This is a genomic window from Streptococcus sp. HMSC066F01, assembly GCF_001837335.1.
GTDB classification, from domain to species: Bacteria; Bacillota; Bacilli; order Lactobacillales; family Streptococcaceae; genus Streptococcus; species Streptococcus oralis_S.
On sequence record NZ_KV832118.1, the window covers coordinates 249929 to 263600 of the forward strand.

The window sequence follows — 13672 nt, forward strand, 5'->3', positions numbered from 1 at the left end:
TAGTAAAAGAAGATGGTGATAGTAAAGGATAGGTGAAACGGAAAGGGATTTATCATGTCATCTTCTTATGATGTTATAATATCAAAAATAAAATAGGATGTCAATAAAAAACTCGCTTTTTTTCTAAAATATTTTTGCTGTTCAAAATTGCAATTAAATAAGCAATTTTCAGATAATTATTGAAATAAAGACTTTTCTATGTTATAATGGAAGCGATTATATGCGAGGTAAAAAATGGCACATTTATTAGAAAAAACAAGAAAAATCACGTCTATTCTAAAGCGCTCTGAGGAGCAACTTCAAGATGAACTTCCTTACAATGCGATTACACGCCAGTTAGCTGATATTATTGACTGTAACGCTTGTATTGTGAATAACAAGGGACGTCTCTTGGGTTACTTTATGCGTTATAAGACCAATAATGACCGTGTAGAACAATTCTTCCAAACCAAAACCTTCCCTGAGGTCTATGTACAAGGGGCAAACATGATTTATGACACGGAAGCCAATCTTCCTGTTGAACATGATTTGACCATTTTCCCTGTAGAGAGTCGTGCGGACTTTCCAGATGGGTTGACAACCATCGCTCCGATTCATGTATCAGGGATTCGTCTAGGTTCCTTGATCATTTGGCGCAATGACAAGAAATTTGAAGATGAAGATTTGATCCTTGTCGAGATTGCGAGCACGGTTGTGGGAATTCAACTGTTGAACTTCCAACGTGAAGAAGATGAGAAGAATATTCGCCGTCGTACGGCTGTTACCATGGCGGTCAACACCCTTTCCTATTCAGAACTTCGTGCCGTATCAGCTATTTTAGCTGAATTGGATGGAAATGAAGGGCAGCTGACTGCGTCTGTTATTGCAGACCGTATTGGCATTACACGCTCAGTGATTGTCAATGCGCTTCGTAAACTGGAGTCAGCGGGAATTATTGAGAGTCGTTCATTAGGAATGAAGGGGACTTATCTCAAAGTTCTAATTGGTGATATTTTTGAGGAAGTGAAAAAGAGGGATTACTAATGGCAAAAGCTTTAATCTCGATTGACTATACAGAGGATTTCGTAGCAGATCATGGAAAGCTAACTGCTGGAGCACCCGCTCAAGCAATATCAAAAGCCATTGATCAGGCAACCAGACTGGCTTTTGAACGTGGGGATTATGTCTTTTTTACCATTGATGCTCATGAGGAGAAGGATACATTCCACCCAGAAAGTAAGCTCTTTCCACCACACAACATCATCGGAACTAGTGGTCGTAACCTTTATGGCCCCCTAGCTGACTTTTATGCTGAGCATGAGGCGGAAAGTCGTGTCTTTTGGATGGACAAACGTCACTATTCAGCATTTTCAGGAACGGACTTAGATATCCGTTTGCGAGAACGTCGGGTTGATACTGTTATCTTAACAGGTGTTTTGACGGATATTTGTGTTCTTCATACGGCGATTGATGCCTATAATTTAGGTTATCAAATCGAGATTGTCAAGCCTGCGGTTGCCTCTATTTGGCCAGAAAATCATCAGTTTGCTCTTGGGCATTTTAAGAACACATTGGGAGCAAAATTACTGGATGAAAACCTTGCTGAAATTGAACTATAAGACTGTTGGAAAAATGAAAAAAATCTGAAAAAAGTGTTGACAAAGATTTTGAAAGTTGATATACTAGTAAAGTAATCGACGCGGGGATGGCGGAATTGGCAGACGCGCAGGACTAAGGATCCTGTGACCGCTTTAGGTCGTGAGGGTTCAAGTCCCTCTCTCCGCATAGGGTAAGAGTTAGCTTTGGCTAGCTCTTTTTGTTTTTACAAAGAAGATTAGAGGTTACGTTTCGTATATCGAAAAATATTGGTATCAAGAACAGTTCATTGTATCAGAACATTTAAACTGAGTTTTCCATTTCATTCTATCAAGAATATCCTCAAAAACTAGTCAGAAAATGAAGAACTTAGGAAATGGAAAAATACTAATCAGAAAGACGTGATTATCATTTTTAAAATGAAGTAGATTTTTGATTGGTACTATTTCTCCTTATATATGAAGAAAAGTTAGCGTTTGCTAGCTTTTTTATTTTTTTAAAAAATAGATCAAAATTTTTTCGATTTCATAAACATTTCATATTTGGATTTTATAATAGTCTTACAAATATGGAGGTGACAAATGAATCCAATCCAAAGAGCTTGGGCTTATGTCAGCAGAAAACGACTGAGAAGTTTTATTTTATTTCTGATTTTATTTGTCCTTTTAGCAGGAATTTCAGCCTGTTTAACTCTGATGAAGTCCAACAAAACAGTAGAAAGCAATCTTTACAAATCACTCAATACTTCATTTTCTATCAAAAAGATAGAAAATGGACAGACCTTCAAGTTGTCGGACCTAGCATCTGTGAGCAAGATTAAGGGACTGGAAAATGTCTCTCCTGAACTTGAGACGGTCGCAAAACTGAAAGACAAGGAAGCGGTGAGTGGTGAGCAGAGCGTAGAACGTGATGATTTGTCAGCTGCAGACAAGAACTTGGTTAGCTTAACGGCTCTTGAGGATTCATCCAAGGATGTCACCTTTACCAGTTCGGCTTTCAACCTAAAAGAAGGGCGACACCTTCAAAAAGGGGATTCCAAGAAAATCCTTATCCACGAAGAGTTGGCCAAGAAGAACGGTCTTTCGCTTCATGACAAGATTCGCTTGGATGCTGGTCAGTCCGAAGCTGGAAAAGGGCAAACAGTAGAGTTTGAGATTGTCGGCATCTTTTCTGGTAAGAAACAAGAAAAATTCACAGGCTTGTCTTCCGACTTCAGTGAAAACCAGGTCTTTACAGACTATGAAAGCAGCCAAACGCTTCTGGGAAATAGTGAACCGCAAGTCAGTGCAGCTCGCTTCTATGTAGAAAATCCTAAGGAAATGGACGGACTCATGAAGCAGGTAGAAAACTTGGCTTTAGAAAGTCAAGGCTACCAAGTTGAGAAGGAGAACAAGGCCTTTGAACAAATCAAAGACTCAGTGGCAACCTTCCAAACCTTCCTCACCATCTTCCTTTATGGGATGTTGATAGCTGGAGCTGGAGCCTTAATTTTGGTCTTGTCCCTCTGGTTGAGAGAAAGAGTCTACGAAGTGGGGATTCTTCTGGCACTTGGAAAAAGCAAGATCTCAATCTTCCTCCAGTTCTGTTTAGAGCTAGTTTTGGTATCAATCGGAGCTTTGCTTCCAGCATTTGTTGCAGGAAATGCCATCACATCCTATCTACTCCAAACTGTACTAGCCAGTGGAGATCAGGTAACTTTACAGGACACGCTGGCCAAAGCAAGTGGTCTATCAACCAGTCTCCTATCCTTTGCAGAATCCTATGTCTTTCTGCTCCTGATTGGTTGCTTATCAGTAGCCTTTTGTTTCCTATTCTTATTTAGAAAATCGCCGAAAGAAATTTTATCATCCATTAGTTAAGAAGGAGAAATCATGACTTTATTACAATTGCAAGATGTTACCTACCGTTATAAGAACACTGCTGAAGCAGTTTTATATCAGATCAAGTATAATTTTGAACCCGGAAAATTTTATAGTATCATTGGTGAGTCAGGAGCAGGAAAATCCACTCTCTTGTCCCTACTGGCTGGTCTAGATAGTCCTGTTGAAGGTTCTATCCTTTTCCAAGGAGAGGACATTCGGAACAAGGGGTATTCATACCATCGCATGCACCATATTTCCCTGGTCTTTCAAAATTATAACTTGATAGATTATCTTTCTCCGCTGGAAAATATCCGCTTGGTCAACAAAAAAGCAAGCAAGGATACACTTCTTGAGCTTGGTTTGGATGAAAGTCAGATTAAGCGGAACGTTCTCCAGTTATCAGGTGGTCAACAGCAACGTGTAGCCATCGCTCGCAGTTTGGTTTCAGAAGCTCCAGTTATTCTAGCTGATGAGCCAACAGGAAATCTGGACCCTAAAACTGCTGGAGATATTATCGAACTGCTCAAGTCACTTGCTGAGAAAACAGGTAAATGTGTAATCGTCGTCACCCACAGTAAGGAAGTGGCACAAGCGTCAGATATTACACTTGAATTGAAGAATAAGAAACTGACTGAAACTCGCAACACTACAAAATAAGATGAGCTTGTTTTGATAGAATTATTAAATCAAATCTAGAAAGGGAACCTATGTTACACAACGCATTTGCCTATGTTACAAGGAAGTTTTTCAAATCGATTGTCATCTTCCTGATTATTCTCCTCATGGCGAGCTTGAGTTTGGTCGGCTTGTCGATCAAGGGAGCTACTGCCAAGGCTTCTCAGGAGACCTTTAAAAATATCACCAATAGCTTCTCCATGCAAATCAATCGTCGCGTCAATCAAGGGACGCCACGTGGTTCTGGGAATATCAAGGGTGAGGACATCAAAAAAATCACTGAAAACAAGGCCATCGAGTCTTATGTTAAACGAATCAATGCTATCGGAGATTTGACTGGATATGACCTGATTGAAACGCCAGAAACCAAGAAAAATCTCACTGCAGACCGTGCCAAACGGTTTGGAAGCAGTTTGATGATTACAGGTGTCAATGACTCCTCTAAAGAAGATAAGTTTGTCTCTGGCTCATATAAGCTGGTTGAAGGTGAGCACCTAACCAACGACGACAAAGACAAGATCCTCATGCATAAGGACTTGGCAGCTAAACACGGTTGGAAAGTCGGAGATAAGGTCAAACTAGACTCCAATATCTACGATGCAGACAATGAAAAAGGTGCCAAGGAAACAGTCGAAGTGACAATCAAGGGACTCTTTGATGGGCACAATAAGTCTGCAGTAACCTACTCACAAGAGCTCTATGAAAACACAGCTATCACAGACATTCACACTGCTGCAAAACTTTATGGATACACAGAAGACACAGCTATTTATGGGGACGCAACCTTCTTTGTAACAGCGGACAAGAACTTGGATGACGTCATGAAAGAGTTGAATGGTATCAGTGGTATCAACTGGAAGAGCTACACACTTGTGAAGAGCTCCTCTAACTACCCAGCTCTTGAGCAATCCATCTCTGGTATGTACAAGATGGCCAACCTCCTCTTCTGGGGTAGCTTGAGCTTCTCAGTTCTTCTCCTTGCACTCTTGCTTAGTCTTTGGATCAACGCCCGTCGCAAGGAAGTAGGAATTCTCCTCTCTATCGGTCTCAAGCAGGCAAGTATCTTGGGTCAATTTATCACAGAATCAATCTTGATTGCTATCCCTGCTCTCGTTTCTGCTTACTTCCTAGCCAACTATACAGCTCGTGCAATAGGAAACACTGTCCTAGCCAATGTTACTTCAGGTGTTGCCAAGCAAGCCAGTAAGGCAGCTCAAGCCTCTAATCTTGGTGGTGGTGCAGAAGTAGATGGCTTTAGCAAGACCTTATCGAGCTTAGACATTTCCATTCAGACATCAGACTTTATCATCGTCTTTGTTCTTGCTTTAGTTCTAGTCGTTCTCGTTATGGCGCTTGCTTCAAGCAATCTCCTTAGAAAACAACCAAAAGAACTCTTGCTCGATAGCGAATAAAAAAACTTGCTACCTATTCTCCCCTAAATGGGGTATAATATAGGTAGCATTTTTATGTATTTCATCACCCTAAAGCCTTTCCTTTCAGGATGAAACAGGGATGATTTAAAAGAAAAATAAAGAAATGTGAAAGGTTTTTCTATGAAAATTTTAATTGTAGAAGATGAAGAGATGATCCGTGAGGGAATCAGTGACTATTTGACAGATTGTGGTTATGAGACCATTGAGGCTGCGGACGGTCAAGAAGCTCTGGAAAAATTTTCCAGCTATGAACTAGCCCTAGTACTACTGGATATCCAGCTGCCCAAGCTTAATGGTTTAGAAGTCCTAGCCGAGATTCGCAAGACCAGTCAGATTCCTGTCTTGATGTTAACAGCTTTTCAGGATGAAGAATACAAGATGAGCGCTTTTGCTTCTCTGGCAGACGGTTATCTGGAAAAGCCTTTTTCTCTCTCCCTTTTAAAAGTAAGGGTGGACGCGATTTTCAAGCGCTACTACGATACAGGACGAGTCTTCTCTTATAAGGATACCAAGGTGGACTTTGAGAGTTACAGTGCAAGCCTAGCAGGTCAAGAAGTGGCTATCAATGCCAAAGAGTTGGAAATTCTGGACTATCTGGTGAAAAATGAAGGCCGGGCCTTGACTCGTTCTCAGATTATCGATGCTGTCTGGAAGGCGACAGATGAGGTTCCCTTTGATCGTGTCATTGATGTTTATATCAAGGAACTGCGGAAAAAGCTAGACTTGGATTGCATCCTCACTGTGCGCAATGTTGGTTATAAATTGGAGCGAAAATGAAACGAACAGGTTTATTTACAAAGATTTTTATCTATACCTTCTCGATTTTTAGTGTTCTGGTTATTTGTCTTCATTTAGCCATTTATTTTCTCTTTCCCTCTACTTATCTGAGCCATCGTCAGGAAACCATTGGTCAGAAAGCGACAGCCATTGCTCAGTCCCTAGACGGAAAAGATAGGCAAAGCATCGAGCAAGTGTTGGACTTGTATTCCCAGAGCAGTGATATCAAAGGAGCTGTCAAGGGAGAGATGACCGAGGGCAAGTTAGAAGTCAAGGACAATCTTCCTCTGGATACGGACCGTCAGACCACTTCTCTCTTTATCGAGGAGCGTGAGGTGAAAACGCAAGATGGTAGTACCATGACTCTCCAGTTTTTAGCGTCCATGGATTTGCAAAAGGAAGCAGAGCAGATCAGTCTCCAATTTCTTCCCTATACCTTGTTGGCATCCTTTCTGATTTCCCTTTTGGTTGCTTACATCTACGCTCGGACCATTGTTGCACCGATTTTGGAAATCAAGCGGGTGACCCGTCGAATGATGGATTTGGATGCCCAAGTGCGATTGCGGGTGGATTCTAAGGATGAGATAGGTGATCTCAAGGAACAAATCAATAGCCTTTACCAGCATCTCTTGACTGTCATTGCGGACTTGCATGACAAGAATGAAGCCATTCTCCAGCTGGAGAAGATGAAGGTTGAGTTCCTGCGAGGAGCTTCTCATGAACTGAAAACACCTCTGGCTAGTTTGAAAATCCTAATCGAAAATATGAAAGAAAATGTCGGCCGTTATAAGGATAGAGACCACTATCTTGGAGTTGCCTTGGGGATTGTGGACGACCTCAGTCACCACGTTCTCCAGATATTGTCTCTTTCTTCTGTTCAGGAATTGCGAGACGAGAAAGAAGAGGTTGACCTCCTTCAGATGACGCAAAGTCTGGTCAAGGATTATGCTTTACTCGCCAAGGATAGAGAACTTCAGGTAGACATTAGCCTAACTCATCAGCAGGCTTACATAAACCCATCTGTGATGAAACTAATCCTATCGAATCTCATCAGCAATGCTATCAAGCACTCCACTCTATGCGGCTTGGTTCGCATCGGGGAGAGAGAAGGGGAACTCTTTATCGAGAATAGCTGTAGTCCTGAAGAACAAGAAAAATTGGCCCAGTCTTTTTCTGGCAATGCTAGTCGCAAGGCCAAGGGTTCAGGAATGGGGCTCTTTGTGGTCAAAAGTTTATTAGAACACGAGAAATTACCTTATCATTTTGAGATGCAAGATGATCGTTTGACCTTCTTCATGTCTTATCCTAAAGTCGCTCAAGACTAAGGTAAAGAAAGGGTTTACATTGATTGAGTTGGAAGAAATTCAATCTAAAGTATGGGAAAAACTAGCTTTTTTTGTCAAAAAGTGATAAAATGAACAATGTAAATGGGATGTCCCAAAAAATATATAGGAGGCCTGACAAATGGCAATCGTTTCAGCAGAAAAATTTGTCCAAGCAGCTCGTGACAACGGTTATGCAGTTGGTGGATTTAACACAAACAACCTTGAGTGGACTCAAGCTATCTTGCGTGCAGCAGAAGCTAAAAAAGCTCCAGTTTTGATCCAAACTTCAATGGGTGCTGCTAAATACATGGGTGGTTACAAAGTTGCTCGCAACTTGATCGCTAACCTTGTTGAGTCAATGGGTATCACTGTACCAGTAGCTATCCACCTTGACCACGGTCACTACGAAGATGCACTTGAGTGTATTCAAGTTGGTTATACTTCAGTTATGTTTGACGGTTCACACCTTCCAGTTGAAGAAAACCTTGAAAAAGCTCGTAAAGTTGTAGAATTTGCTCACGCAAATGGTGTATCAGTAGAAGCTGAAGTTGGAACTATCGGTGGTGAAGAAGACGGAATCATCGGTGATGGTGAATTGGCTCCAATCGAAGATGCTAAAGCTATGGTTGCAACTGGTATCGACTTCTTGGCAGCTGGTATCGGTAACATCCACGGTCCATACCCTGCAAACTGGAAAGGTCTTCACCTTGACCACTTGCAAAAATTGACTGAAGCTGTACCAGGCTTCCCAATCGTATTGCACGGTGGTTCAGGTATTCCTGATGACCAAATCCAAGCAGCGATCAAACTTGGTGTTGCGAAAGTTAACGTTAACACTGAATGTCAAATCGCATTCGCTAACGCAACTCGTAAATTTGCTCGTGACTACGAAGCAAACGAAGCAGAATACGACAAGAAGAAACTCTTCGACCCACGTAAATTCTTGGCTGACGGTGTAAAAGCTATCCAAGCATCAGTGGAAGAACGTATCGACGTATTCGGTTCAGAAGGTAAAGCGTAATCTAGCTGAACAATACAGAAAGAACCTGCCCATTGGGTGGGTTTTTGTGTTTTCTTTTATAGAGAATATACTTAAGACTACTATATCCAAAGTTGCTAAATTAATGTAATTATTCTAAGACTACCCTTAGCGAACGAATATAACAGCTTTAAACCTGTTTTCAAAAGAAATCACTGCCTTTCCCAAAGTAAATTGGAACATCTAATTTTTTAGGAATGCTGAGTAGCTAAATGAATGATAGAACTTTTATTCAAAATAACAATATGATTTTTCTAGTTTCGTGATCTAAGTATTAAAGGTATCCAAACAGATTAGGGAGATAAAATAATAATAAAAACCAATAATAGTTGACTTTTTTGAAAGAAAATCTTAAAATAAGACTATAAATTTCAATGAGGTGCTCTATGGAAAATTTACCAACCAAAATCTTTAAGTTTGCTCAAGTATTTTCAACAAATCGCAAGAAAGATATTGAAAAAATATATTCTGATAATGAGTTCGAGACTAAAAATAGTCGTCATAGTTTAAATTGGGATTTTATCTATCGAGATATTGCAATTATTGCTCAATCAAATGGATTAGTTTCACCTGTTATGCATATGGGGGCTCTATGGACAGCGAGAGGTGTAATTATCGAGGGAATCTTGTATGTTTTTATGATGCACAATAGATTTGAAGACGTTACTGAGAATTACGAAAAACATCACTATCTTACTTGTATAGCACGTTCAAAAAATTCCCATTTAAATGGAAAAGAGAAGGGTACATTGTCAATTGAATTATTTAACGACCTAGATAACGATGAGTTGAGCGAATCGCAAATTGCGCAATCGAAGAAGTTGTTAGGAGAGTTTTATAATTTAATTGATGAGATTAGAGTTATTACATTTGATAAGAAGACCCAAGAAGTGAGCGTTAACCAAGTAAATGCCTTTTGTGAATTTATTGATGCTGTAAATATCACAGAATTTGATTTTACAAAACTTGAAGAAGATGGACGTGGAAATAATCCTGAAAAACCTCTTGTTGCATTGAAATCTGACGTACAGAGACAATTGGAGTCCCAAAAGCATGTTAGTCTTTATGTTGAAAAAAAGGAAGAGAATGCTAAATTATGATATTTTATATAAAATAGGTGTAAATAATGCTTCAGATTAGTTTTAATGGCGCTCGCTTAAAAGAGGCAAGACTTTTTAACAAAAAAAGTATTACTCAGATTGCAGAGTTTTTAAACGTTTCAAAACAAATGGTTTCTAAATATGAAAAAGGACGAGCAACGCCAAGTGAAGAATCGTTAGAAATATTGGAAAAGAAATTAAAGTTTCCGAGAGATTTCTTTTTTGGAAATGATAATTTTAGCTTAAGTTCTACAGGCACATTTTTTAGAAGTCGTTACACAGCGACTCAAACAGAAAAAATGCCTGCAGAAATAAATAAAAACTATGTTGCTTTAATAAGAGATTATTTGGGAGAATTTATTGATTTTCCAAATCTTGACTGGGGTCTTTCTGGCTTAGACTATACCCCACAAGAATACGCAAGCTACATAAGAGAGAAATGGGAACTTGGAGATAGACCAATTGATAACTTGTCGTTGTTGATGGAGGAAAAAGGTTTTGTTATTTCTAGAATAGACACTCAGAGTGATAAAGTTGATGCTTTTGGTTCAGCTGTTAAAGTAAATAATAATGAGTATTATGTTGTTATATTAGAAGGGACAGAGTATTCATTCTATCGTCAGCAGTTTAGTTTAGCCCATGAATTAGGACATTGGTTAATGCATGAAAATTGTAAGTCGCCTCAAGACATGGGAGCAATTGAATATAAGCAAATGGAAGACGAAGCGAATGAGTTTGCGGCTGAATTTCTATTGCCAATGGATTCGTTTAAAGCTTCTATCATTGGGCATGAAAATGATCTAGAGTACTACAGGTATCTAAAAAGAATTTGGCAAGTTTCAATTAGTATGATGATAATGCGTGCTAAGTCGTTGAATATCATAGATTCTAATGAGTATACAAACTTGTATAAGAAACTTAGTTACAGAGGTTGGAGAAAAAATGAGCCGTTAGATTCAACAAAATTGATTAGCAATCCTCTATCTTTAAAACAGTCAGTAGAGCTATTAGTGGAAAATAGAATTGTGATGGACATATCTGCTGATATTTATAGAGTATACAATAAATTGTTGCCTAATTTTTTAATTGAGGATTTATGTGGCTTAGAGGCAGGATATCTTGATGAACTGAATGATAGGTATCCAAATATTATTAGTCTTACTAAAGAAAGAATAAGAAGATTATAGAATAGTCCGAAGCATAATATGTGATTAAACATTTGTAGGGATTTTAGAATTAGGAGAACTATGGATATTGGTATTCGTGCTGATGGAATGACTACATCAGACTTTGAAAATTTTGCTATTGAGATTGTAAAGAAAAAATTTGAAAATAAGAGTTTACATGGATTTAAGGAAGGGAGAGATGCCGGTATTGATGGAATAGATGATATCAAATCTCCTACTCTTATTATTCAAGCTAAACGGTGGCAGGTAACAAAAAATAAGACTACAGCTGTAAAACATTTAAAAGAAGAAATTGATAAAATTGCTCTGACGAAAGAAAAATATGGTTGGGTGACGGATTTTAAATATGTTATTGTTACAAGTATGGGGTTATCCCCTGCAAACTTAAAGGAGATTCGTGATTACGCAGATGAAATTATTACTAATGCAATTCCGACCGATGATTATATTATTTACTCATCTACGTTAACCACTCTTTCTCAACAGAAAGAATATAGAGATGTTTTTATGGATTATGGATTGTTGGAGAAAGATATTTCAATTATCCTGAAGAGTGATCGACTGAAATCGGTAGAAGCAGAATCACAGGAATATTTTTCAGATTTTGATTCTAAATATTTTGTTGAAACGTCTTTTCTAGGGGAAGCATATCATATTTTACAAAGGGAACATATTGTATTAATTCAAGGACCAGCGGGAATTGGAAAAACAACAACTTGTTCAATGCTAGGAAATTTATTTTTAAATAATGATGATAATGTCTTTGATGTTATTGTTCGTAGAGTCGAGGAGATTAACGAGGTTCTCAAATTATATCATGAAGTTTATAGGGGGAGCGAAGATAGGAATCTTTTTGTAGTTTTTGATGATTTCTTAGGACGTAATAAGTTTGATGTTGAAGAGAGGATACTGCAAGATATAAGAAAACTATATTCCGCATCAACTTATACTAATAATCTCTTTATCTGTTTAAATTCTCGAACTCAAATTGTTCAAGATGCAACATCAATGAATTCTGAGTTTCAAAAACTAATAAATGAAAAGTTTTCAGAGGAAAGAAAATTTATTATTGATCTATCTAAGTACTCGGATGAAGAAAGAGCCCATATCTTTAGGAAAGTTTTTAAACGAAAAGCACACTATCTTGAAAACGATGACAAGAAAGAGCTTGTAGAAAAATATAACGATCTTATTGGACGAGATTGGACAAGAATTGTACAACATCGAAATTACTTTCCTAGGTTAGTAGAATTAATAGCAAATAATTTTAAGGATTCTAACGAAAATTTTTATGATTATGTAGTATATAATCTTGAGCATCCTAATCAGCTTTACAATAATTTATTTAACAATCTGAAGGATGAAGAAAAATATTTGTTATTTTCTTTATTACGATTCGATAGCTTCCCTATCAAAGAAGAGTGGTTGATAAACTCACTGCATGCTTTGGAACTTAATCCAACATTTGATTTTAAGAAATCGTTAAAAAAGCTTGATGGTTCATGGGTTACTTTTAAAAAAGAAAGTTTTGATGATGACAGTATGGTAGACTTTTTTAATCCTAGCATAATTGATTTTTTAAATGATAAATTAAAAGAGTATCCCAAAATAATTGAAAAAATAACTAAGAACTCTATTTACCTTCACCAATTATGTAAAGGGATCGATGGTTATGCATGGCGTGAATTAAATGAGTCGCAGAATATATTTTTTAGTAAACTGCTAGATGATTGGGAGAACTTTAAGGATAAAGATGATTTTATTGGCGAAAAAATTCTAGCTATTATATATTTAAGTCAATTTTCAAAATTTAAGAATGATTTTGAGGGGTTGCTGAGAATATATGATGGGCGGAATAATTTAAATAATTATCAGAATGGGTGGAGAAATATTATTAGTCAGATTTATTATTCTGATGATAAAGCAATGAAAAGAATATTTCTGAGTATTCTTAATGATGAAAGTGTTTTAGATAAACTGGTAAATAGTCCTTATCTTGACTCGGAAGTACTAGATGATATCGTAGATGAAATAAGTCGGATAATTTATGAGGTAAGTATAGAAGATGATGAATATCAAGAAGGATCTTTAAAAGAGATGTACTGCTATGGCTTTTTTAGACAGAAAAAAATCGAGTTGCTCCAAGATTATTTGGACAGTAGCAGTACTTTAGAAGAGGAAGTCGTTGATTTTACTTATGATCCAGTTGGCTTTGATTTGGATTGGGAAATTGAAAAGCAGGTTTCAGAATTTCAAGAAAAGTTAACTGAAAAGTTAACGGGTATTTATCCATGGGATGATATCAAAGTGGAGAAATTTGATTATTCCAGATTACAATTCAATCTTGAAGAATATATGGAACATCAATACAATATCTTTTCATTTGCAGATAGAGCCTATGATAGATGGAGAGATTCTCAACTGGAAGAAAGGGTGACATTAGAAAGTATTTTAAACAAACCACTGTTATAGTTTAGAAAGTAAGGTGCTAGACTAATCTCAGAAGTCACTAGAATCTTACAGACACAACCTATTTTTTGTACAATAATATTCTGAAAAAACCAAAATAATATAGTATTGGCTTTTTAGTTTCATTCTCCACATTTGTATTTCACAAAATCAGTTTACAAAAGGAAAATGAATTACTAACATCTATCAGTCAAAAATTTGTAGTTAATAGACATCTAATGAATGTCTAT

The 13672-nt window shown here is 37.6% G+C and carries 11 protein-coding genes and 1 tRNA gene; all 12 read left to right on the plus strand.

What is annotated here, in order from left to right; genetic code table 11:
* Positions 1-234 precede the first annotated feature (234 nt).
* Positions 235-1023, plus strand: coding sequence for a GTP-sensing pleiotropic transcriptional regulator CodY (gene codY / locus HMPREF2655_RS05520; protein WP_000940725.1), 789 nt, complete (start codon positions 235-237; stop codon positions 1021-1023).
* Positions 1023-1598 (plus strand): cysteine hydrolase family protein, encoded by a 576-nt coding sequence (locus HMPREF2655_RS05525; RefSeq protein ID WP_070838049.1) that lies wholly within the window; start codon positions 1023-1025, stop codon positions 1596-1598. Before codY ends, HMPREF2655_RS05525 begins: the two co-directional genes overlap by 1 nt.
* Positions 1599-1678: 80 nt before the next feature.
* Positions 1679-1764 (plus strand) — tRNA-Leu (locus tag HMPREF2655_RS05530).
* Between the two features lie 392 nt (positions 1765-2156).
* The gene (locus HMPREF2655_RS05535; RefSeq protein WP_070838051.1) at positions 2157-3434 is read left to right on the plus strand and encodes an ABC transporter permease; all 1278 of its coding nucleotides are present in this window, start codon (positions 2157-2159) and stop codon (positions 3432-3434) included.
* Positions 3435-3446: 12 nt separating this feature from the next.
* Positions 3447-4094 (plus strand): ABC transporter ATP-binding subunit Vex2, encoded by a 648-nt coding sequence (gene vex2, locus HMPREF2655_RS05540; RefSeq protein ID WP_000173736.1) that lies wholly within the window; start codon positions 3447-3449, stop codon positions 4092-4094.
* Between the two features lie 50 nt (positions 4095-4144).
* The gene (gene vex3 / locus HMPREF2655_RS05545) at positions 4145-5524 is read left to right on the plus strand and encodes an ABC transporter permease subunit Vex3 (protein WP_000903002.1); all 1380 of its coding nucleotides are present in this window, start codon (positions 4145-4147) and stop codon (positions 5522-5524) included.
* 141 nt (positions 5525-5665) lie between these two features.
* Positions 5666-6322 carry a response regulator transcription factor VncR gene (gene vncR, locus HMPREF2655_RS05550; RefSeq protein ID WP_070838054.1) on the plus strand — a complete coding sequence of 219 codons (657 nt, stop codon included), beginning with the start codon at positions 5666-5668 and terminating at the stop codon, positions 6320-6322.
* Positions 6319-7647, plus strand: coding sequence for a sensor histidine kinase VncS (gene vncS, locus HMPREF2655_RS05555; RefSeq protein WP_070838056.1), 1329 nt, complete (start codon positions 6319-6321; stop codon positions 7645-7647). Before vncR ends, vncS begins: the two co-directional genes overlap by 4 nt.
* 139 nt (positions 7648-7786) lie before the next feature.
* Positions 7787-8668: a class II fructose-bisphosphate aldolase gene (locus HMPREF2655_RS05560; protein WP_001019005.1), complete on the plus strand. Its 882-nt coding sequence runs from the start codon at positions 7787-7789 to the stop codon at positions 8666-8668.
* 404 nt (positions 8669-9072) lie between these two features.
* Positions 9073-9786, plus strand: a complete 714-nt coding sequence (locus HMPREF2655_RS05565; protein WP_000429394.1) for a DUF5986 family protein — start codon at positions 9073-9075, stop codon at positions 9784-9786.
* 26 nt (positions 9787-9812) lie between these two features.
* Entirely contained in the window at positions 9813-10973 is a 1161-nt protein-coding gene (locus tag HMPREF2655_RS05570; RefSeq protein WP_000939332.1) for an XRE family transcriptional regulator, read from the plus strand.
* Positions 10974-11033: 60 nt separating this feature from the next.
* Positions 11034-13445: an nSTAND3 domain-containing NTPase gene (locus tag HMPREF2655_RS05575; RefSeq protein WP_070838057.1), complete on the plus strand. Its 2412-nt coding sequence runs from the start codon at positions 11034-11036 to the stop codon at positions 13443-13445.
* Positions 13446-13672: the final 227 nt, after the last annotated feature.

What these genes read in the sequence shown, in the direction of transcription:
- codY (WP_000940725.1), top strand. Translation starts at nt 235, where the DNA reads ATGGCACATTTATTAGAAAAAACAAGAAAAATCACGTCTATTCTAAAG.
- HMPREF2655_RS05525 (WP_070838049.1), top strand. Translation starts at nt 1,023, where the DNA reads ATGGCAAAAGCTTTAATCTCGATTGACTATACAGAGGATTTCGTAGCA.
- HMPREF2655_RS05535 (WP_070838051.1), top strand. Translation starts at nt 2,157, where the DNA reads ATGAATCCAATCCAAAGAGCTTGGGCTTATGTCAGCAGAAAACGACTG.
- vex2 (WP_000173736.1), top strand. Translation starts at nt 3,447, where the DNA reads ATGACTTTATTACAATTGCAAGATGTTACCTACCGTTATAAGAACACT.
- vex3 (WP_000903002.1), top strand. Translation starts at nt 4,145, where the DNA reads ATGTTACACAACGCATTTGCCTATGTTACAAGGAAGTTTTTCAAATCG.
- vncR (WP_070838054.1), top strand. Translation starts at nt 5,666, where the DNA reads ATGAAAATTTTAATTGTAGAAGATGAAGAGATGATCCGTGAGGGAATC.
- vncS (WP_070838056.1), top strand. Translation starts at nt 6,319, where the DNA reads ATGAAACGAACAGGTTTATTTACAAAGATTTTTATCTATACCTTCTCG.
- HMPREF2655_RS05560 (WP_001019005.1), top strand. Translation starts at nt 7,787, where the DNA reads ATGGCAATCGTTTCAGCAGAAAAATTTGTCCAAGCAGCTCGTGACAAC.
- HMPREF2655_RS05565 (WP_000429394.1), top strand. Translation starts at nt 9,073, where the DNA reads ATGGAAAATTTACCAACCAAAATCTTTAAGTTTGCTCAAGTATTTTCA.
- HMPREF2655_RS05570 (WP_000939332.1), top strand. Translation starts at nt 9,813, where the DNA reads ATGCTTCAGATTAGTTTTAATGGCGCTCGCTTAAAAGAGGCAAGACTT.
- HMPREF2655_RS05575 (WP_070838057.1), top strand. Translation starts at nt 11,034, where the DNA reads ATGGATATTGGTATTCGTGCTGATGGAATGACTACATCAGACTTTGAA.